This is a genomic window from Nonomuraea sp. WAC 01424, assembly GCF_003947315.1.
GTDB lineage: Bacteria > Actinomycetota > Actinomycetes > Streptosporangiales > Streptosporangiaceae > Nonomuraea > Nonomuraea spiralis.
Genome location: NZ_QHHZ01000006.1, coordinates 454,299 through 474,239 on the forward strand (window position 1 = coordinate 454,299; position 19,941 = coordinate 474,239).

Annotated in this window: 21 protein-coding genes; 11 read left to right on the forward strand and 10 right to left on the reverse strand. The window is 72.6% G+C overall.

Annotation, left to right across the window (positions count from 1 at the left end; genetic code table 11):
- Window positions 1–20 precede the first annotated feature (20 nt).
- Genes DMB42_RS19505 through DMB42_RS19520 form a run of 4 tightly spaced genes read right to left on the reverse strand, consistent with a single transcriptional unit; the run spans window position 21 to window position 3,860 of the window.
- Window positions 21–1,040 carry an ABC transporter ATP-binding protein gene (locus DMB42_RS19505; protein WP_125636385.1) on the reverse strand — a complete coding sequence of 340 codons (1,020 nt, stop codon included), beginning with the start codon at window positions 1,038–1,040 and terminating at the stop codon, window positions 21–23.
- Window positions 1,037–1,861 carry an ABC transporter permease gene (locus DMB42_RS19510; RefSeq protein ID WP_125636386.1) on the reverse strand — a complete coding sequence of 275 codons (825 nt, stop codon included), beginning with the start codon at window positions 1,859–1,861 and terminating at the stop codon, window positions 1,037–1,039. Before DMB42_RS19510 ends, DMB42_RS19505 begins: the two co-directional genes overlap by 4 nt.
- On the reverse strand, window positions 1,858–2,778 hold the full coding sequence (locus DMB42_RS19515; protein WP_125636387.1) for an ABC transporter permease subunit: 921 nt from the start codon (window positions 2,776–2,778) through the stop codon (window positions 1,858–1,860). Before DMB42_RS19515 ends, DMB42_RS19510 begins: the two co-directional genes overlap by 4 nt.
- Entirely contained in the window at window positions 2,775–3,860 is a 1,086-nt protein-coding gene (locus DMB42_RS19520; protein ID WP_125636388.1) for an extracellular solute-binding protein, read from the reverse strand. The genes DMB42_RS19515 and DMB42_RS19520 overlap by 4 nt, the downstream gene beginning before the upstream one ends.
- 230 nt (window positions 3,861–4,090) lie before the next feature.
- On the opposite strand from DMB42_RS19520, the gene DMB42_RS19525 reads away from it, so the two are divergent.
- From DMB42_RS19525 to DMB42_RS19545, 5 genes are all read left to right on the forward strand, one after another.
- Window positions 4,091–5,548 carry an aldehyde dehydrogenase gene (locus DMB42_RS19525; RefSeq protein ID WP_125636389.1) on the forward strand — a complete coding sequence of 486 codons (1,458 nt, stop codon included), beginning with the start codon at window positions 4,091–4,093 and terminating at the stop codon, window positions 5,546–5,548.
- Window positions 5,533–6,429 carry a CoA transferase subunit A gene (locus tag DMB42_RS19530; RefSeq protein ID WP_221762235.1) on the forward strand — a complete coding sequence of 299 codons (897 nt, stop codon included), beginning with the start codon at window positions 5,533–5,535 and terminating at the stop codon, window positions 6,427–6,429. The genes DMB42_RS19525 and DMB42_RS19530 overlap by 16 nt, the downstream gene beginning before the upstream one ends.
- Window positions 6,426–7,211 carry a CoA-transferase subunit beta gene (locus DMB42_RS19535; RefSeq protein WP_125636391.1) on the forward strand — a complete coding sequence of 262 codons (786 nt, stop codon included), beginning with the start codon at window positions 6,426–6,428 and terminating at the stop codon, window positions 7,209–7,211. The genes DMB42_RS19530 and DMB42_RS19535 overlap by 4 nt, the downstream gene beginning before the upstream one ends.
- Window positions 7,208–8,026, forward strand: a complete 819-nt coding sequence (locus DMB42_RS19540) for a citrate/2-methylcitrate synthase (RefSeq protein ID WP_125636392.1) — start codon at window positions 7,208–7,210, stop codon at window positions 8,024–8,026. The genes DMB42_RS19535 and DMB42_RS19540 overlap by 4 nt, the downstream gene beginning before the upstream one ends.
- 111 nt (window positions 8,027–8,137) lie before the next feature.
- Window positions 8,138–9,289 (forward strand): pyridoxal phosphate-dependent aminotransferase, encoded by a 1,152-nt coding sequence (locus tag DMB42_RS19545; RefSeq protein WP_125636393.1) that lies wholly within the window; start codon window positions 8,138–8,140, stop codon window positions 9,287–9,289.
- Between the two features lie 7 nt (window positions 9,290–9,296).
- Here the strand turns inward: DMB42_RS19545 and DMB42_RS56000 are convergent, their stop codons facing one another.
- Entirely contained in the window at window positions 9,297–11,042 is a 1,746-nt protein-coding gene (locus DMB42_RS56000) for an NmrA family NAD(P)-binding protein (RefSeq protein WP_125636394.1), read from the reverse strand.
- A gap of 82 nt (window positions 11,043–11,124) precedes the next feature.
- Between DMB42_RS56000 and DMB42_RS19555 the strand changes: the two genes are divergently transcribed.
- The 3 genes from DMB42_RS19555 to DMB42_RS19565 are packed head-to-tail and all read left to right on the forward strand — an operon-like array spanning window position 11,125 to window position 13,297.
- Window positions 11,125–11,751 carry a TetR/AcrR family transcriptional regulator gene (locus DMB42_RS19555; protein WP_260477788.1) on the forward strand — a complete coding sequence of 209 codons (627 nt, stop codon included), beginning with the start codon at window positions 11,125–11,127 and terminating at the stop codon, window positions 11,749–11,751.
- A gap of 15 nt (window positions 11,752–11,766) precedes the next feature.
- Entirely contained in the window at window positions 11,767–12,546 is a 780-nt protein-coding gene (locus DMB42_RS19560) for a hypothetical protein (protein WP_125636395.1), read from the forward strand.
- Window positions 12,547–12,556: 10 nt separating this feature from the next.
- Window positions 12,557–13,297, forward strand: coding sequence for an MBL fold metallo-hydrolase (locus DMB42_RS19565; RefSeq protein WP_125636396.1), 741 nt, complete (start codon window positions 12,557–12,559; stop codon window positions 13,295–13,297).
- A gap of 7 nt (window positions 13,298–13,304) precedes the next feature.
- On the opposite strand, the gene DMB42_RS19570 is transcribed toward DMB42_RS19565, so the two are convergent.
- A complete protein-coding gene (locus tag DMB42_RS19570; protein ID WP_125636397.1) occupies window positions 13,305–13,754 on the reverse strand; it encodes an NUDIX domain-containing protein in 450 nt (149 codons plus the stop codon).
- A gap of 113 nt (window positions 13,755–13,867) precedes the next feature.
- On the opposite strand from DMB42_RS19570, the gene DMB42_RS19575 reads away from it, so the two are divergent.
- Window positions 13,868–15,433, forward strand: a complete 1,566-nt coding sequence (locus DMB42_RS19575; RefSeq protein ID WP_125636398.1) for an alkaline phosphatase family protein — start codon at window positions 13,868–13,870, stop codon at window positions 15,431–15,433.
- 40 nt (window positions 15,434–15,473) lie between these two features.
- Here DMB42_RS19575 and DMB42_RS19580 read toward each other — a convergent pair whose 3' ends face one another.
- Both DMB42_RS19580 and DMB42_RS19585 read right to left on the reverse strand, forming a co-directional pair.
- Complete coding sequence (locus tag DMB42_RS19580) at window positions 15,474–15,947, reverse strand: TspO/MBR family protein (RefSeq protein WP_125636399.1); 474 nt, start codon at window positions 15,945–15,947, stop codon at window positions 15,474–15,476.
- Window positions 15,948–15,977: 30 nt separating this feature from the next.
- Window positions 15,978–16,334: a helix-turn-helix transcriptional regulator gene (locus DMB42_RS19585; protein ID WP_125636400.1), complete on the reverse strand. Its 357-nt coding sequence runs from the start codon at window positions 16,332–16,334 to the stop codon at window positions 15,978–15,980.
- A gap of 32 nt (window positions 16,335–16,366) precedes the next feature.
- Between DMB42_RS19585 and DMB42_RS19590 the strand changes: the two genes are divergently transcribed.
- Together DMB42_RS19590 and DMB42_RS19595 are read left to right on the forward strand one after the other, a co-directional pair.
- Window positions 16,367–17,248: a TIGR03620 family F420-dependent LLM class oxidoreductase gene (locus DMB42_RS19590; protein ID WP_125636401.1), complete on the forward strand. Its 882-nt coding sequence runs from the start codon at window positions 16,367–16,369 to the stop codon at window positions 17,246–17,248.
- 56 nt (window positions 17,249–17,304) lie between these two features.
- Window positions 17,305–18,264, forward strand: coding sequence for an SDR family NAD(P)-dependent oxidoreductase (locus DMB42_RS19595; protein WP_125636402.1), 960 nt, complete (start codon window positions 17,305–17,307; stop codon window positions 18,262–18,264).
- A 3-nt stretch (window positions 18,265–18,267) separates the two neighbouring features.
- Here DMB42_RS19595 and DMB42_RS19600 read toward each other — a convergent pair whose 3' ends face one another.
- Both DMB42_RS19600 and DMB42_RS19605 read right to left on the reverse strand, forming a co-directional pair.
- Entirely contained in the window at window positions 18,268–18,900 is a 633-nt protein-coding gene (locus DMB42_RS19600) for a DUF47 domain-containing protein (RefSeq protein WP_125636403.1), read from the reverse strand.
- Window positions 18,897–19,847, reverse strand: coding sequence for an inorganic phosphate transporter (locus DMB42_RS19605; RefSeq protein ID WP_260477789.1), 951 nt, complete (start codon window positions 19,845–19,847; stop codon window positions 18,897–18,899). Before DMB42_RS19605 ends, DMB42_RS19600 begins: the two co-directional genes overlap by 4 nt.
- Between the last annotated feature and the right edge of the window lie 94 nt (window positions 19,848–19,941).

Consider the following 19,941-nt stretch of genomic DNA (forward strand, 5'->3'; position numbering starts at 1 on the left):
GGGCGGTCAGGCGGGGGCGGTCAGGCGGGGAACACCTGGACGTGGTCGGCGGCGACCCGCAGGCGCACCTCGTCCCCGGGGGACAGGCCCGCGGCGGCCCTGGACGGTACGTCGGCGAAGATCACCGAAGGGCCGGCCTGGGCGTACACGCGGGTGGTCGCGCCCAGGAACACCGTCACGTCGACGACCGCCCGCGCGCCCGGCCCGTCCTTGGCCAGCTCGACGTCCTCGGGGCGGAACATGCACAGGACGCGCGGCGCGGGCGCCTCGACGTCGAACGCGCCGCCCGCGGTGACGCGGCCCGCCACCGCGTCGAGTTCGAGGGTGTTGCGGTTGCCGACGAAGCCGGCGGCGAAGCGGGTCGAGGGCGCGGTGTAGATCTCGGCGGGCGGGCCGCACTGCTCGATGTCGCCGGCGTTCATCACGGCCACCCGGTCGGAGATGGCGAGGGCCTCGGCCTGGTCGTGGGTGACGAAGACGGTGGTGATGCCGAGCTGGTGCTGGATGCGGCGCACCTCGTCGCGCAGGCGGTGGCGTACCTGGGCGTCCAGGGCGGACAGCGGCTCGTCGAGCAGCAGCACCTCGGGGCGGGGGGAGAGCGCGCGGGCCAGGGCGACGCGCTGCTGCTGGCCGCCGGAGAGCTGGTTCGGCAGGCGGTCGCCGAGGTGTTCCAGGCCGACGAGGTCCAGCATCTCGGCCACGCGGGCCCTGACCTCCTCCTTCGGCCGTTTCCTGACGGTCAGGGGGAAGGCGACGTTCCCGCGTACGGTGAGGTTGGGGAACAGCGCGTACGACTGGAAGACCATGCCGATGGGCCGCTTGCGCACCGGCACGCCGGCCATGTCGGCGCCGCCGATCGTCAGCTGCCCGCCGTCGAACCCGGTCAGGCCCGCGATGCAGCGCAGCAGCGTGGTCTTGCCGCAGCCCGACGGGCCGAGCAGGGCCAGCAGCTCACCCTGCTCGACGCTGACGCTCACGCCGTTCAGCGCGGTGTGGCCGGCGTAGCGCTTGGTGATGCGGTCGAGTACGACGTGGCTCATGGAGTGGTGCCCTTCTGGACCGGAGCGGTGGCCATGGACGCGCTCACCCGGCCGCGGCCGAGCCAGACGACCAGCGCGGACAGCGCGAACAGCAGGCCGAAGGTGAAGATGGTGACGACGGCCAGCGCGTTGGGGTCGCCCAGCGTCCTGGAGACGAACTGCCGGGCCGACCAGAGCGGCAGCGTCTCGTAGCTGACGCCGGTGAGGATCTTGGCGAGCGCGAACTCGTTCATGGCGGTCGCGATCACGAGCAGCGCGCCGGAGACCACCCCGCCGCGGATCGCCGGGAAGATCACCCTGACCAGCGTGGCGGCGGGCCCGGCGCCGCACGTGGCGGCGGCCTCGCTGAGCCGGACGCCGCCCGCGGCCAGCAGCGAGCTCTCCACCGCCCGGTACATGAACGGGAACGCGATCGCCGCGGTCGCGGCGGCCAGCAACCAGAACGTGCCGAACAGCTCGGGCGCGACCGACTTGGTGACGAGCTGGAGGCCCGCGCCGACGACCACCCACGGGATGGCGAACGGGATCACCGAGATCGTCTGGACGATCGACCCGATGCGCGGGTTGTGCACGACCGACCAGTACGCCGCGGGCACGACCAGCACGATCTCGATCACCACGACGACCGCCGAGAGCACGAGCGAGCGGCCGAGCGCGGCCATGACGTCCGGCTTGGCGAACACGCCGGTCCAGTGGGCCAGGGTGTAGCCGTCCGGCAGGGGCGTGTCGGTCCAGCGGGTGGCCAGGGAGTACAGCAGGGCGGCCAGCAGCGGCAACCCGAAGTAGACGGCGAGCAGGCCGAGGAAGACACGACGTCTCACAGCCACCTCGCCGCGCGCCTGAGCGAGAGCCGGTAGAGCGCGGTCGCCCCGACGGCCAGGATCATCAGCAGCACCGACAGCACGGCGGCGCGGCCGAGGCCGAACACCGAGGTCTCCAACGTGGTGCCGATCTGCAGGGTGATGAGCTTGGTCGCGCTGGGGGAGGAGCCGATGGCGTACGCGACGGCGTAGACGCCGATCGTCCAGGTGAAGACCAGGAGCCAGCCCGCGATCACGAACGGCGCGAGCACCGGCAGGCCGACGTACCGCCAGAACTGCCACCTGGTGGCGTGGCAGACCGCGGCGGCCTCCTGCCAGTCGTCCTTGAGCACGCTCAGCGCGGGCAGCGTGAGCAGCACGAACATCGGGATGTTGAAGTACAGGTAGACGATGTTCATGCCGTTGAAGGAGCCGAGCGAGGGGAACGGGTTGTCCTCGATCCCGAACAGGCCCTTGAGCACGAGCGTCAGCATGCCGGTCGAGCCGATCAGCGCGACGAACCCGAAGGCCAGGCCGATGCCGGCGAAGTTGGAGGCCACGTTCATCAGCGACAACCAGAAGGCCCGGCCGCCGAGGCGCATCCGGGTGATCAGCCATGCCGCGGGGGCGCCGAGCGCGGTGGCCAGCGTGGCCTGGGTGAGGCCGAGCGCGAGCGAACCGCCGATGGCCTGGCGGTCCACCGGGTTTCCGGCCACCTTGACGATGTGGTCGAAGCCGTAGCCGCCGCCGGGCAGGGCGAAGGTGTCGTGCAGCAGCCGCAGCGCCGGCAGCACCAGCGTGGCCAGCGTGAACAGCAGCAGCGGCAGGGCCGGTCCCCAGGCGGCCAGGAGCTTCGCCGGCGGCCTGCGACGGCGCGCCGCGGACGGCGGAGAGACCGCTCTCTCCGCCGTCACGGGCTGGGGTACTGAGGAAGTCACGCGAGGACCTTGGCCTCCCAGTCGGCGACGATCTGCTCGGGATTGACCTTCGTGATCTCGATCTCCTTGACCGGCGCGTACGACTCCTCGGGCAGCCAGTTGGCCTTGGCCTCGGCCGGGAGCTGGAGGTCGCCGTTGAGCGCGCGGATCGGCCGGGCGCCGAACTTGGCGAACAGGGTCTGGGCCTCGTCGGAGAGCACGTAGTCGAGCAGACCCTTGAGGAAGTCGCCCTTGGCGGTGTTGTACTTGTTGATCATCATCCCGGACGGCGACCAGACCGAGCCGTCGGAGGGGATGATCACGTCCACGTTGACGTTCTTGGCCTTCAGGGCGGACTTCTGGGCCAGGCCGTTGAAGTCGTAGTTGATCTGGATGGGGGCCTCGCCCTTCTCCAGGGTCTCCTCGCTCATCTTGACGTCGCTGAGGTTGCCGGCGTCCTTGAGCTTCTTGAAGTAGGCGTAGGCGGGGGTCAGGTCGTCCACCGAGCCGCCGCCCGCGACCGCGGCGGCCACGACCATGGCCTGGCCGGTGCCGGACGAGGCCGGGTTCTTGATGGCGATCTGGCCCTTGTACTCGGGCTTGAGCAGGTCCTGCCAGCTCTTGGGCGGGTTGGTCACCTTGTCGGTGTTGACCACGAACGCGGGCGCGCCCACGAACGTGGCGACCCACCCGCCCTTGCCCTTCTGCCAGTCCTTGAGCTTGCCCGCCGAGGGCGGCAGGTACGCCGGGACCACGCCCTTGGCCTCGGCCACCGGTCCCCACATGAGGCCGATGTCGCTGGCCGTGCCGATCGGGTTGTCCTTCTCGGCGTCGAACTTGACGATCTCCTCCGAGGAGGACATGTCGGTGTCCTTGTGGGCGCAGGTGCCCTGGTGCTTGGCGCAGAACGTCTTGACGACCTCGCCGTAGTTGGCCCAGTCGGGAGCCAGGCCGTAGGTCGGCAGTTCCTTGCCCTGGGCGGCGATCTTGGCGGTGTCCGGGGCGGCGGACCAGTCGTATTCACCGGCGCCGGCCGAACTGCCGCACGCGGTGAGGGCGAAAAGGGATGAGGCGGCAATTACCGCCCATGTGCGATTCTTCATATGGACCCTCGGTTAATTCCGGGTGAATTCGACAAGTGCCGTGAGCAGGTCTTTTCCCCGGCATGTCTAGTGCAGAGGAACGGTTCGGCCAACGTGTGATTTGCCTATCGCCGCCATAGGCAGACTCATATAACGGCTGTCTATCGGGGGCATCGGTCTTATCCCCCTTGTCCGGAACATCCCGGCCCGTGAGGCTTTGCCGTACTAGAAGTTGACCGGAAAGGAACCCGATGGCGACGATCCCGAGTCGCTACCTGCTCAACCACATCGGCGGCGAATGGCGTGCCCCCGAGAGCGGGCAGACCCGGCCGAACATCAACCCCGGCGACCTCTCCGACCACATCGGGGACTTCGCCGAGTCCGGTGGCGCGGACGTCGAGCTGGCCGTGGAGGCCGCCGCCGCCGCGATGCCGGAGTGGAAGGGACTCGGGCCGATCAAGCGCGCCGAGTACCTGCGCGCCGCCGAACGCCTGATCGAGGAGCGGGCCGAGGACTTCGCCCAGGCGATCACCCGCGAGCAGGGCAAGCTCATCAAGGAGGCACGCGGCGAGGTCAAGCGCGCCCTCGCCATCCTCGACTTCACGGCGGGCGAGGGACGCAGGCTGAAGGGCGAGACGCTGCCCGCCGAGGAGCCGCGCACGTTCTCCTACACCTTCCGGGCGCCCATCGGCGTGGTCGGGCTGGTGACGCCGTGGAACTTCCCGCTGGCCATCCCCATGTGGAAGGTCGCCCCGGCGCTGCTGGCCGGATGCGGGGCGGTGCTCAAGCCGTCGCCGTTCACGCCGCTGACCTCCGCGCTGCTGGTGGAGGCGTTCGTGGACGCGGGTGTGCCCGCCGGGGTGCTCAACCTCGTACAGGGCGACGTCGCGGCGGGCCAGGCGCTGGTGGCGCACCCGCGCGTGGCCGGGATCAGCTTCACCGGCTCGCTGCCCGTGGGCCTGTCCATCCACCAGGCCGGAGCGCCGCGCCTGCTGCGCACCCAGCTCGAACTCGGCGGCAAGAACGCGGTCCTGGTGCTCGCGGACGCGGACCTGGACAAGGCGGTCAAGGCCACCGTGTTCGGCGCGTTCGGGCAGTCGGGGCAGCGGTGCAGCGCCACTTCCAGGGTGATCGTGGACCGCGCGGTCAAGGAGGAGTTCCTGGCCAAGCTGGTCGCCGAGGTGGCCGGGCTCAAGGTGGGACCGGGGCTGTCCGGCGAGGCCACGATCGGCCCGGTCGTGAACGAGACCCGCATGCGCGCCTGCCTGGACGCGGTCAAGGCGGCGCAGGAGGCGGGCGCCAAGGTCGCCATCGGCGGCGAACGGCACACCGAGGGCGTGCCCGAGGGCTGCTACGTGCAGCCGACCGTGCTGCGCGACGTGCCCTGGGACAGCGAGATCGCCCAGGAGGAGATCTTCGGGCCGGTGTTGTCCGTGGTGGACTGCGACGGCTTCGACGACGCCATGCGCATCTCCAACTCCGTCCGGTACGGCATGAGCGGCACGATCTTCACCCAGGACCCGGCGACCATCTTCGAGGCCCTGGACCGCTTCGAGGCGGGCATGCTGCACGTCAACCGGCCGGGTGTCGGCGCGTACGCGCATCTGCCGCACATGGGCGCCAAGCTGTCGCAGTTCGGCCCGCCCGAGTGCTCGCCGCAGGTCTGGGACTTCTACACCGAATGGCGGTCGGCGTGCATAAGTTACTGACGGCGGCAGAGGCCGTCGCCCGGTACGTCCCCGCCGGGGCCGTCGTCGGGATGGGCGGCCAGAACATCAACCGCTGCCCGATGGCGCTGGTGCACGAGGTGATCAGGCAGGGGATCGGCGGGCTGACCGTGGTCGGCTGCAACCTGTCGCTGCCGCTCGACATGCTGGTCGCGGCGGGCCTGGTGGTCCGTACCGAGCAGGGCACGGGCAACCTGGAGCGCTACGGCACGCTGTTCGCCTGGCGCCGGGCCGTGGAGCGCGGCGAGGTCGCCGTCGGCGACCACTCGCACCTGGCGATGGCCACCCGTTTCGCGGCGGGTGCCATCGGGGTGCCCTTCCTGCCGACGCGCAGCCTGCTGGGCACCGACCTGCTCGCCGACCTGGTGTCGGCCGGGGTGGCGGTGGAGTCGGCCGATCCGTGGACGGGGCAGCCGGTGGTGCTGCTGCGGGCGATGACGCCGGACGTGGCGATCATCCACGCGAACCGCGCCGACCTTTCCGGAAATGTCGTGATCGAGGGGGTTACCTCCCATGAGGTGGACATGGTCAGGGCCGCGCGGGCCACGATCGTGTCGGCCGAGGAGGTGCTGCCCGCCGGGGCGTTCGCCGACCGGCCCGAGCAGGTCACGATCCCGGAGGCGTACGTGAGCGCCGTCGTCCACCGGCCCTTCGGCGCCTTCCCGACCTCGGTCTACCGCGAGTACGACTTCGCCGAGCCGGAGATCAAGGAGTACCAGGCGCTGGGCCGGGCCGGGGACGCCGAGCTGCGCGAGTGGATCGCCGCCAACCTGGGCGCGTCCTTCGACGACTACCTCAAGGCCCGCGACCCCGCCGGGACGCTGCGGAACGGGCTGGCCGAGCAGATGGGGAGGCTGGTTTGAGCGCACCGGGGGAGCAGGGCGCCCTGCCCAGGGAGCTGCTGGTGGTCGAGGGCGCGCGGCAGATCCGCGACGGCGACCTGGTGATCGTCGGCACCGGGCTGCCGCTGCTGGCCGCCACGCTCGCCCAGCGCACCCACGCGCCGGAGGCCAAGCTCGTCATCGAGTCGGGCGTGATGTTCCCGAAGGTCGTGCCGACGCCGGTCTCGGTCGTCGATCCCCGGCTGATGCACGGCGCCGCGCGGCACGGGTCGCTGTTCGAGGCGCTGGGCGGGCTGGTGCAGCGCGGGCTGGTCCGTACGGGGTTCCTCGGCGGGGCCCAGGTGGACGAGTACGCCAACATCAACTCCACCTGGGTGCCGAGGCCGGACGGCTCGCGGGTGCGGCTGCCCGGCAGCGGCGGGGCCAACGACATCGCCAGCCACTGCCGGCAGGTGGTGATCCTGACCGACCACGAACGGCGGCGGTTCCCCGCCCGGTGCGACTACGTCACCAGCCCGGGGTTCCTGGGCGGGCCGGGGGAGCGGGCCAAGGCCGGGCTCGGGCCGCTGCGCGTCAAGGTCGTCACCGACCTGTGCGTGATGGAGGCCGAGGATTCGGCGCTGACCGTGACGGCCCTCATGCCGGGCGCGAGCGTTGCGGACGTACTGGAAAACACAGGTTTTACCCCGAAATTTCGGGACTCGTTGGAAATTGTGGTGCTGCCGGATCCCGAGGAGCTTCGCCTGCTGCGCGAGGAGATCGACCCGGCGTGCGTCTACTTCCCTGAAAGGAAAGGCCGTTGACCGACAAGAAGCCGTTCGCCTGGGAGACGGCGATCGCCTGGAAGAACAAGGACCGGATCGTCGTACGCGGGTACGACGTCAACGAGCTGACCGGCAACATCTCCTTCGCCGAGCACTTCCACCTGGTGTTGCGCGGTGAGCTGCCGACGCCGGAAGTGGGCCGGATGACCGAGGCGATCCTGGTGAACATGGCCGAGCACGCCATGTCGCCCTCCTCGGCCACCGTCCGCTTCGCCACCTCCGGCGGCGCCGAGCTGAACGCGGCCGTCGCGGCGGGCGTCGCCGGTATCGGCCGCCTGCACGGCACCGCCGACCGGCCGGCCGAGATGTTCCTCGCGGTCGGCGAGCGGGCCGAGCGTGACGGGCTGAGCGACCGGGAGGCCGCCGCCAAGGTCGTCGCCGAGATGCGCGAACGCCGCGAGCGCATGCCCGGATTCCACCACGCCCAGCACATCCGCGACCCGCGCACCGCCCGCCTGCTGGAGCTGTCGGACGAACTGGGCGTCACCGGCCGGTACGTCGGGATCGCCCGTGCCATGGAGGACGCCACCGAGGACGTCTTCGGCCGCCGGATCTGGATCAACGGCCCCGGCTCGATGGGCTGCGTCGGGCTCGACATGGGCTACGAGCCGCTGCAGCTCAAGGCCATGTTCATCGTGTGCAGGTCATTGTCGTTGTGCGCGCACTCGATCGAGGAGGCGACCAGGGAGAAGGGCTGGCGGGCCTCCACGAACTCCGACATGGTCCAGCCGCTGGACCTGTCGATGCAGGGCCCGGACCACTACGACGGCCCGGCCGACCGCAGCCTGACCTGACCGCAACCTGAGCTGACCGCCGCGGGCACCTCCGTGCCGGCCCTTGACACCCGTGTTCCCCGGGATTCAAGGTGGTGTTCCATATACGGAACGAGGCATGGAGGTGCAGTCATGCGGCCCAACTCGCGGTTCGCGCAGGTGCAGCCGTTCGACATCGACAAGGTGGCGTCCGCCGCCGGGGCCGACCCCGACGTCCTGCGCCTGGAGAACCTGGACACCGACGTCCCGCCCCCGCCGGTCGCCGTGGCCGCGACCAGGCGGTCCCTGGAGGAGGGGACGGGCAACAGCTGGCTGCCGTTCACCGGCCTGCCCGTGTTGTGCGAGGCGATCGCCGCCGAGCTGCGGGCGCGTACCGGGATCGACTACGACCCGCTGCGGCAGATCTGCGTCACCTCCGGCGGCACGTCGGCGGTGATGCCCGTGTTGCTGGCCACGACCGAGCCGGGCGAGCCCGTGGTGCTCACCGACCCCACGTACGCCGGTCTGCTCCAGCGGGTGCGGTTGTCGGGCGCGCGCCCGCACCTGGTGCCCCTGCGGGTGGACGGCGGGCTCTGGCGGCTGGACCGCGAGGCGCTGGGCCAGGTGCCCGCGGCGGCGGCGCTGCTGCTGATGAGCCCGTCGATGCCGTCCGGCGTGGTGCTCGACCGGGAGGACTGGGAGGCGGTCGCGCGGGTCTGCGAGCGTACGGGCGCGTACCTGATCTACGACGCCGCCATGGAGCGCATCGTCTTCGACGGCCACCCGCGGATCAGCCCGTGCCAGGTGGACGGCCTGGCCGAGCGCACGATCATCATCGGGTCGATGTCGAAGGAGTACCGGATGATCGGCTGGCGGATCGGCTGGGTCGCCGGCCCGGCCGACATCATGTCCCGGATCATGGTCGCCACCATCTACAACACCACCGTGGCCAGCGGTTACCACCAGTACGGCGCCGCCGTCACCCTCACCGACCCGGCCGGCGCGGGCGTGGCGGAGGCGGCGGCCGAGTACCAGGCCCGCCACGACACCGTGCTCGCCCAGCTCGATGGGCTGCCGGTGGTACGGGCGGGCGGCGGCTGGTCCGTCCTGGTGGACGCCGAGGCCATGGGCCTGACCGCCGCCGACCTGTCGGCCCGCCTGCTGGAGCGCGGGCGGATCGCCGCCACCCCCATGACGGCCTGGGGCGAGGACGTCGCCCCCCGCTACGTCCGCCTCGTCTACAGCGCCGAGCCGGTCCAGCGCCTGTCGGACCTGCGGGCCCGCTTCACGGCGGCGCTCGGCTGACCCGGGCTCAGCGGGCCAGGCGGTCGCGCAGGAAACCCTCGAACGTGCGCAGGCCGGGGTGCCGGGCGCGGAGCGCGGCGACGTCGGCCCGGTAGCCGCTCTCCAGGAACCACTCGTACATGCGTTCCCCGCCGGTCGGGGTCTGCTCGAACCGGGTGGGGACGCCGGTGACGCGCTGGTAGATCTCGGCGAGCTCCGGGCCGGTGCGTTCGTCGCCCGCGAGCTCCAGCGCCCGGCCCGCGTACTCGTCGGGATGCTCGAACGCCTCCGCCACGAAGTGCGCGATGTCCTCGGGCGCGACGAGCTGCATGTGCCGGAACGGCAGCGCGATGACCCGCTCGTCCCCGGCGGGCTCGGCGTAGTACAGCAGGTTCGTCATGAAGAACACCGGTCGCAGGACGGTGGCCCGCAGGCCCAGCTCCGCGATGTGCCGCTCGACCGCCCACTTGCTCGCGAAGTGCTCGATGCCGGTGTCGCGCTCGGCGCCGCCGACCGAGCTGTAGACCAGGTGGGCCAGGCCCAGCCCGGCGGCCAGGTCGGCGACCGCGATGCCCTGGCGCACCTCGCGGGCCGGCCCGTCCTCGGTCAGGGCGAGGGCCTGCACGCTGAACACGCCGTGCACGCCCGTCATGGCGGCCCGCAGCGAGGCGGGGTCGTCCAGGTCGCCCTTCGCCAGAGTGGCGCCGAGCGCGGACAGGGCGCGGGCGGCGGCCGAGGCCGGGTCCCTGACCAGGGCGCGGACCGTCCAGCCGCGTTCCAGCAGCGTCCTGGCCACCGCGCCGCCCTGGTTGCCGGTGGCGCCGGTGACCAGGATCGTCCTGGCGCGGGCGGGCAGCAACAACGACTTCCCGAGGACCGTACGGGCCTCCACGGCGGCGTGCGCGTCGGCCGCCGACTCCAGGGGGAGCACGTTGCCGACCGTGGGACGCAGGCGGCCGGTAGCGGCCAGCTCCAGGGCCTCGCGGGCCAGCTCGCGTGGGTTGGCCGAGGGCCAGGCGACGGCGGTCAGGCGGGGATCGGGGGTGGTCATCGGGCCGCCGGCCATGCCGTACACGCTGAGCCGCCCGCCGTCCTTCAGCAGGGCCTGCGCCTGGGCGCCGACCTCGCCGCCCACGCCGTCGAAGACGACGTCGAGGCCGCCGGTCGCGGCGCGTACCTCGTCGGCCCAGCCCGGGGCGGTGTAGTCGACCGTCAGCTCGGCTCCGAGGCGTACGGCGAGGTCGCGTTTGGCGGCGCTGCTCGCCGCGCCGACCACGCGCGCCCCCGCGGCGCGGGCGAGCTGCACCAGCAGGCTGCCCACCCCGCCTCCGGCGGCCTCCACCAGCACCCACTCGCCGGGCCGCGGCGCGGCGGCGCGGGCCAGCCCCACGGCGGTGCGCCCGTCGGCCAGCAGCGCCACGGCGTCCCGCGCCGACAGTCCCGGCGGCACCGGGATCAGGTCCTCGGCGGCGGCCACCGCCAGCTCGGCGTAGCCGCCCCGGCCGCCGAGCGTGGTGACCACCCGGGTGCCCACCAGCGCCGCGTCCACGCCTTCGCCCACCGCGAGGACGGTGCCCGCCACCCCGTTGCCCAGGATCGCGGGCAGCTCGGCCCGGCGCGGCCCCCGATCGGCGCGCACCTGCGTCTCCACGAACGTGATGCCCGCGACCGCCACCTCGACCAGCACCTGCCCCGGCCCCGCGACGGGATCGGGCACCTCCTCCACGACCAGCGACTCGGGACCACCGAACCGCCGCAGAACCACCGCACGCATGACAAGCCTCCTTAGTCGGAGCGCTACGCTCCGACTAAGCACGGTATATCGGAGCGCAGCGCTCCGCAATATCCTGTACGGCATGGCAGGACGCGGCAGGCAGGCCGAGGCGGCGCGGAACGATCTGCGCCTGCTCCAGGCGGCCCACGAGGTGTTCACGACGCAGGGGTTCGACGCGCCGGTGTCGGCCATCGCCAAGCAGGCGGGCGTGGGCATGGGGAGCCTCTACCGCCGCTACCGCACGAAGGAGGAGCTGCTCCAGCGGTTGTGCCTGATCGCCATGGAACGCGTGGTCGACGCCCTGGAGTCCGCCCTGGCCGAGCCCGACCCGTGGACCGGGCTGGAGGCGTACGTACGGGCCTGCGTGGAGGGCCGCTCCGGCGCGCTTGCCCCGGTGGCGGGCACGATCGAGGTCACCGACGAGATGTGGCGCACCTCCCGGCGGGCCACCGAGCTGGCCGACCGGCTCGTCGCGAGGGCCCGCGAGGCCGGCGCGCTCAGACCCGACGTCACCACGCTCGACGTCTCGCTGCTCATCGAGCAGTTCAGCAGGCCGGCCCCCGGCCCGCCCAGCGAGGAGCACCAGCGGGTCAAACAGCGCCTGCTGGCCATCACGCTCGACGGCCTGCGCGCCCCCGGCACGACCCCGCTGCCCGGCGCGCCACCGAGCGCGGAGTGGTACGAAGGACGCTGGGGGAGTGCCCCGTAGGTCTACGGTGGGACGGTGGCGTTCAATGACCTGCTGGAAGACCTCGACCACAGCGCCGGCGCGCAGGCCGCGGGCATCAGGCGCGGCTACGGCGGCCCGCCCGCCCGCACGGTGAGCGTGCGCTCGGGCCCCGCCAGGCTGCGCTGTGCCTCGCTGCTCAAACCCCTCTACGCCTGGGTGGCCGCCGACCACATCGACGACGCCGGCCGCTGGCGCCGCCACGCCGAGCCGGCCGTGGTCGTCTCCTCGAACGCCGACACGCTCAGCCTGTGGTTGTCCATCGGCCCCCGCGTCCTGCTGGACGACCTCTACCGGCGCACCGGCGTGCGCTGGGCCCAGCCGGGCGGCGACCCGTCGCGCTTCGGCTCGGTGGAGGTCTCCGCCGACGAGGTCGCCGCCGCGTACGCCGTGTTCGCGCAGGCCGCGGCGGCGGGCGACCCGGTGGCGGCCACCATCCTCGACTGGATGCGGCAGGTGGCGGGGGAGCAGACGTTCGGCGCCCGCGAGGCGCTCGGCTCGCCCGACGCCGGCGTCAAGTGCGGCTGGTACGGCGCCCCCGACGAGACCTGCCTGCGCACCCACGCCGTGGCGGTGCTCCCGCGCGGCGGCACCCGGGCCACCGTGGTCGTGGCGATGACCGCGCTGCCCTACACCGGCGAGCACGACCGCGAGACCTACCAGGCCCGCATCGCCAAGGGCCTGCCGGTCGAGTCCGTGCACGAGGGCCTGGCCGGGGCGCTGCTGCGCGGCCTCATGTCCACCACGCTGTCGGAGCTCGGTCACCGGTCACGCTAGAGTCGGCGCCGTGCGGATCACGGTGCTGGGCGGATGTGGGGCGTGGCCGGCGGCGGGCCAGGCGTGCAGCGGCTATCTGGTCGAGCACGACGGGTTCCACGTGCTCGTCGACCCCGGCTACGCCACGCTGCCGCGGCTGCTCGACCTCATGCCCGCCGAGCGGGTGGACGCCGTCCTGGTCAGCCACGGGCATCCCGACCACTGCTCCGACCTCAACCCGCTGCTGCGCGCCCGCGCCCTGGGCGACGCGCCACCGGCCGCGCTGCCCGTGCACGCGCCGCCCGGCGCGCTCGACGCCGTGCTCGCGCTCGACAACGCCCGCATGCTGGCCGGCAGCTTCACCCTGCACGACCTGGAACCGGGCACGCCGCGCGAGATCGGGCCCTTCCGGCTCGACGCCTTCGCGCTGCCGCACCACGTGCCCAACGCCGGGCTGCGGCTGACCGCGGGCGGCCGGGTCGTGGCCTACACGGGCGACACCGGGCCGTCCGCCGACCTGGTGACGCTGGCCGCGGGCGCCGACCTGCTGGTGGCCGAGGCCACCTATCCGCTGCGGGTGCCCGACGAGGACGCCCCCTACCTGTCCAGCGCGCTCGACGCGGGCCGCACCGCCGCGGCGGCGGGCGTCGCCCGGCTGCTGCTCACCCACCTGTGGCCCGGCACCCCGCCCGAGCCCGCGCTCGCGGCGGCGGCCGAGTCCTACGACGGCGACCTCGACGTGGCCACGGCGGGTCTCACCACGGAGGTGTAGCGCCGGTTCAGTGTGGCGGTGCGGCGGCGCTGCGCAGGGCGGCCACCACGTCGGCGAGCTCCGGCGGCTCGACGCCGTACGGCATCTCCTCGGCCCACGTATGACCGCGGTAGACGCCGAGCTCCTCCTCGGTGAGCGCGGCGGGGGTCACCCGCGGGCGCGCCTCCTCGAACGTGGCCAGGAAGAACGGCTCGGTCTTCACGTAACGCACACCCAGCCAGGAGAAGTCGCGCTCGACGTCCACCCAGTGCTCGCGGACGGCCGAGCCGGGCAGCCCGGTCTCCTCGGCCAGTTCGCGCCTGGCCGCCTCCAGCGGAGTCTCGCCCGGGTCGAGGCCGCCGCCCGGCGGTTCCCAGACGTCCTTGCCGCTGACCGGGTCGTACCAGTGCATGAGCAGGACCCGCCCGTCGCGGTCGAGGCAGACGACTCGGGCGGCGGGACGCCGGCTACTGCCCATTTGGGCCCCCTTTTTCCTCTATGGCGCCCATCGGAAAGACGTTATTCACGCGCTCACCTGACGCTGGAGATCCTTCAGCCGGATCATCCCAGCACTCAGCGAGGAGTACGTCCATGCATCGATGGCGCATCCTGCCCGCTCTCGTGGCCGCGGCCGTGTTGGTCCCCGCGCCGGCGGCCCTGGCCGATCCCGCACCCGTTCCCGAGGGCAAGATCTTCAACGGCGCGACCGCCCCGGCCGCGCCCGTGCCCGTCCCCGACGTCCCGAACGGCATCAGCGCCGACAAGGTCCTGGTCATCGGCCTCGACGGGCTGCGCCACGACCGCATCGCCCCCGCCGCCGCCCCGAACCTCGACGCCCTGATCAGCGGCGGCACGTTCGGGCCCAGCCTGCTCTACACCAACCCGATGGCCGCCACCTCCAGCGGCCCCGGCTGGTCCACGATCGCCACCGGCGTCTGGCCCGACCTGCACGGCGTGAAGGACAACACCTTCGCCGGCAAGCACTACGACCAGTACCCCGACTTCCTGACCAGGCTGGAGAACACGAACGCCGCCTACTCCACCTACGCCGCGCTCGACTGGCGGCCGCTCGGCGACCAGGGCACCTTCGGCCCCCGGATCGACGCCAGGGTCGTGCTGGACGGCGACGCCGCCGGCTACCCCGCCGAGGACGAGCGTGTCACCCAGGTCTCCGAGACCGTCCTGCGGACCAGGAACCCGGACGCCTCCTTCGTCTACCTGGGCGCGATCGACATCGCCGGGCACAACAGCGGCGCCGCCTCGGCCGCGTACCTGTCGGCCGTCCATGACGCCGACGCCCGGATCGGCCGGCTGCTCGCGGCGGTCAGGGCCAGGCCGTCGTACGCGAGCGAACGCTGGACCGTGATCGTGGCCACCGACCACGGCCACACCGACGCGGGCGGGCACGGAGGCTCCTCCATCGAGGAACGCCGCACGTTCGTCCTGGCGTCCGGGCCCGGCATCGCCGCCGGGGCGCGGCCGGCCGACACCCGCCTGGTGGACGTGACGGCCGCGGTCTTCACCGGGTTGCGGCTGGGCGTACCGGCCGGGGTGGACGGCAGGCGGGTCGACACCAGGACCGGCGATCCCTTCGAGGGCGTCACGCTGTCCGGCAGGACCGACGAGACCGGGATCCCGGCCGGCGTGCTCGGCTACACGCACACGCCGCCGTCCGGATGGTCGGCGGACGTGTCCAGGATGCCGTCCGGGGGCGTGCAGGAGTGGCGCGGCTGGGCGTTCACGACGGACGAGTTCTGGTCGCGCGCGGCCCGTGACCAGCAGCGGGAGCTGAACGTCCGGTCCAGGGGCATCTTCGCGGTCGCCGACTCCGACGAATGGGACGACAAGTCGCACGGCACCGGGACGTTCGACTCGACCCTGGTCTCGCCCGCCTACACCGTGGCCGGACGCGCCTCCGTCACGCTGTCCTACGCCACCCACTACCGGGCGGAGGGCGCCCAGAAGGCGCAGGTGCTGGTGTCGTTCGACGGCGGCGCGGACACCCTGGTGCGGAACTACACGGCCGACGCGGTCGCCAGGAACGAGTCGTTCCAGGTCAGCGTGCCGGCGGGGGCAGCGTCGATGAAGGTCAGGTTCCACTACTTCGACGCGAGCAACAACTGGTACTGGGCGGTGGACGACCTGCGCGTCTCCTGACCGTGCGGCCTGGGCCCCGTCCGTCGTGGCGGGGCCCCGGTCAGGGGTTGCGGGCGGCGATGGAGGCGTTGAGCGCGGTGGCGAAGGCCGTCCAGCCGACGTAGGGCAGCAGGGCCAGCCCGGCGCGGCGGTCGGCGCGCAGGAATCGTCGCAGGAGCACGAGGTTGGCCGCGTCGAGCGCCACGATGTCGGCCAGGGCCAGGCGCGGGGCGCGGGCGCGGAAGAACAGCGGTGTCCAGGCGGCGTTGAGCGCGAGGTTCACGCCCAGGGCGCGGGCCAGGCCCGCCCGGTCGTGGCCCGAGGTCAGCGCGCGGGCGCCGGCGTAGGCGATCAGGCCGTAGATCGGGGTCCAGACCAGGCCGAACGCCTGCGCGGGCGGCTGCCAGCGGGGCTTGCGCAACGTGCGGTACCAGGCCGTGCCCGAGGCGGTGGCCAGGCTGCCGAGCGTGGCCGTGGCGGCGACCGCGGCGGTGGTGGCGATCAGATTGCGGGCGAACGGGCGTCGGATCTGCATGCGCCACCCCCTACCCACCGGTCTGCCCGCCTAGGCGCTCTCCGGCTCCTCGACCACGAGGGTGAGCAGCCCGGGGAAACGTTCGTCGAACTCCGCGCGGCGCAGCCGGTTGAGCCGCCGGGTGCCCTCGTTGCGCTGCTCCAGCAGGCCGACCTGGCGCAGCACCCCGAAGTGGTGGCTGAGCGTGGACTTGGCCACCCGCAGGTGGGCGAACGTGCCGCAGGCGCGGGACCAGTCGGCCTCCCGCGCCAGCTCGCGGACGATACGGCGGCGGACCGGGTCGCCGAGCGCGTCGAGCGCGGCCTGGAGCGAGACCTCGGCGGGAGAGGTGTGGGTCAGGGCGCGTGTCCTGTTCGATGGCGGTCGAACATTGGTGTAGTGTTCCATCTCGATCGAACATTCTAGTCGAGGGAGCGGTCATGGAGGCCGGGCACTTCGGGGTGTGGCACCCTCTGTTCAGCAAGGTCCCCGCCGAGCGGGCGCGGCGGGCGGCGGCCGAGATCGAGCGGCTGGGCTACGGGTCCGTCTGGATCAACGAGGGCTGGCAGAGCAAGGAGCCGCTCACCACCGCGACCGGCATGCTGGCCGCCACCGGCCGCATCGCGGTCGCCACCGGCATCGCCAGCATCTGGGGCCGCGACGCGACGGGCATGACGGCGGGCGCGGTGGCGCTGGCCGACGCCTTCCCCGGCCGTTTCCTGCTGGGCATCGGCGTCAGCCACGGCCCGCTGGTCGGCCGCCGCGGCCACGACTACGCCAAGCCGCTGAGCGCGATGCGCGCCTACCTCGACGGCATGGACGACGCCAAGGAGGGCCTGGTCGAGGCCGAGGCCCCGCGGCTGCTGGCGGCGCTGCGGCCCCGGATGCTGGAGCTGTCCAGAGACCGGGCCGACGGTGCCCACACCTACTTCGTGCCGCCCGAGCACACCGCGCAGGCCCGCCGGATCCTCGGCCCCGACCGGCTGCTGGCGCCCGAGCAGGCCGTGGTCCTGGCGAGCGCCCCGGCCAGGGCCCGCGAGATCGCCCGCACCCACATGGCCTACTACCTGACCCTGCCCAATTACCTCAACAACCTGCGGGCCCTCGGGTTCACCGACGACGACTTCGCGGGCGGCGGCAGCGACCGGCTGACCGACGCCGTCGTGGCCTGGGGGGACGAGGGGCGGGTGGCCGAGCGGTTGCGTGCCCACCTCGACGCGGGCGCCGACCACGTGGCCGTTCAGCCGCTCTCGCCGGGTGCTCCCGACCTCGACGACGCCCTGGGACAACTCCGGCGCCTGGCCCCGGTCCTCGGTCTCTGAGCCGCCGGGCGCGTCGGTTTGACTTAGAGCGCACTTCAATTCGTAACGTCGGTGCCATGACAACGCCTCAGCACAAGATCGGTTCGGGTTTCGGCGCCAGAAGCACGGCGGACGAGGTGCTCAAGGGCATCGACCTCACCGGCAGGCTCGCGCTCGTCACCGGCGGCTACTCCGGCCTCGGTCTGCAGACCACGCGCGCGCTCACCAGGGCGGGGGCCCGTGTCATCGTCCCGGCCAGGCGTCCGGCGGCGGCGGCGGAGGCGGTGGCCGACATCGACGGCGCCGAGGTGGGCGAGCTCGACCTCGGCGACCTCGACAGCGTGCGGCGCTTCGCCGAGGAGTTCCTGGCCACCGGCCGCGACCTCCACCTCGTGATCAACAACGCCGGGATCATGGCCTGCCCCGAGACGCGGGTCGGCCCCGGCTGGGAGGCGCAGTTCGCGACCAACCACCTCGGCCACTACGCGCTGGTCAACCGCCTGTGGCCGGCCGTCGAACGCGGCGGCCTCCGGGTCGTGGCCGTCTCGTCCGCGGGCCACCGGCGCTCCGGCATGCGCTGGGACGACGTGATGTTCGAGCACGGCTACGACAAGTGGCAGGCCTACGGCCAGGCGAAGACCGCCAACGTGCTGTTCGCCGTGCACCTCGACGAGCTGGCGAAGGACGCGGGCGTACGGGTCTTCGCGGTGCATCCCGGCGGCATCCTCACCCCGCTCCAGCGCCACCTGAGCAAGCAGGAGATGGTCGAGGCGGGCTGGATCGACGAGCAGGGCAACCAGCTCAACACCAGCTTCAAGACGCCGGAGCAGGGCGCGGCCACCCAGGTGTGGGCGGCCACCTCGCCGCAGCTCGCCGACATGGGCGGCGTCTACTGCGAGGACTGCGACATCGCCGAGCAGGCCGGCGGCGCCGGAGGCGGGGTCTACTCCTACGCGACCGACCCCGAGCAGGCCGCCCACCTGTGGCGGCTGTCGGCCGAGCTGACCGGCGTCGACGCGTTCGCCGGGCGGGCCTGAGGGTCAGCGTTTCATCGCGCCGTCGGCGATGGCGTCCGCCGCCTCGCCGATGGCCATGCCCACGATCTCCAGTCGGCGTACCAGTTCGCGCTGTTTGAGGGCGTTCGCGGTGACCTCGCCGGAGAAGATGCGCGAGATCTCGTACTGGTACATGCGCCGGATCGCGCCGCCGGCCTTCTTGGCCTCCAGGGCGTCCTGGACCACCGCCGAGGGCCGGGCGGCGAGGCCGCGCACGGCGCTCTCCAGGGCGTCGATGCCCACGATGACCTGGTCGAGCAGCGGCGTGAAGCGGATCTGGTCGGGCACCCGGTACAGGTGCGACTCGCGTACGAAGTCCCGCAGCGAGTCCAGCACGTCGTCGATCGAGCGCGACAGGCGGAACAGGTCCTCGGGGTCGATGGGCGTGACCAGGGCGGTCTTGAGCTCCTCGACCAGCCGGGCGCGTTCCTCGTCGCCGAGGTGCTCGATCGCGCGCATCTGCTCGTGCGCGCCGGTCCTGCCGACCTCGCCGCCGATCATGGACATCGCCAGCCAGGCGCCTTCCTTGGTGGCCTTGAGCTGGCCGAGCAGGGCGTCCGTGAGCGCGCCGTCCATGCGGCCGGTCATGAGGTCCCGGATCCGGCGCCATCGCTTCACCACGTCCCCCTCAGTGCCTTCAGGACGAACGCCGCGGTCGCGGCCAGCAGCGCGCTCATCGGGAGCGTCAGCAGCCAGGCCACGACGATCTTGACCGCGGCGTACCAGCGGACCCGGCCGCCGCCCTGCGCCACTCCCGCGCCGACCAGCCCACCGGCCACGGCCTGGGTCATGCTCACCGGCATACCCACGGCGGCGCAGGCGGTCACGGCGGTGCCCGCGGCCAGTTCGGCCGCGACGCCGTGCGCGGGACGGGAGACGATGATCTCGCGGCTCAGCGTACGGCCCGCCCTGGGCAGCCCGTACAGCGCGCCGAGCCCGAACAACACCGCCACCAGCGACGTGCACGCCAGGGGCACACCCTGGAAGCCGAGCGCGATCATGAAGACGGCCAGCATCTTCTGCCCGTCGTTGGCCGCGTAGGCGAGCGTCTGGAGCAGGAACCCGGCGCGGTGCCAGCGCGTCAGCCCGGGGGCGTCGGTCACCCGTACGAGCAGCCGGATGAGCACCCACGACAACAACGCCCCCACGAACGGCGCCGCCAGCCCGAAGGCCAGCACGAGCGCCACCGAGCCGCCCGACACCGGCAGCCCCCACCCCAGCCCGGCCCCGGTGAGCCCGCCCACCACGGCCAGCGTGAGGCTGGTCGGCCGCCCCCTCGCGCTCAGCGTGAACACCACCGCCAGCGCGCAGAGCACGCCGACCGTCATCGCGGCCTGGCCGCCCGGGGCGTGGAAGCCCGCCAGCCGGTGCTCGAACGTCAGCGCCACCCGGTGCGTGACCAGCGGGACCAGCGCGACGAACAGCACCAGCGCGAGAATGCCGACGACCGGCCGGATCACCGGCAGTTTGAGCCCCGTCGCGAGCAGCGCCCCGCCGTCGTTGATCCCGGACACGACGGCGAACAGCCCCGCCACCACGATCAGTACGACGGTCTCCAACGGCACGTGCCCCATCCCAGTCGGCGCGGTTCAGCACGGACAAGCCCGATTCCCTTATGGCCCTCATAGGTGAAAGGCGGCTGTCCCGTGCGGCGCCACC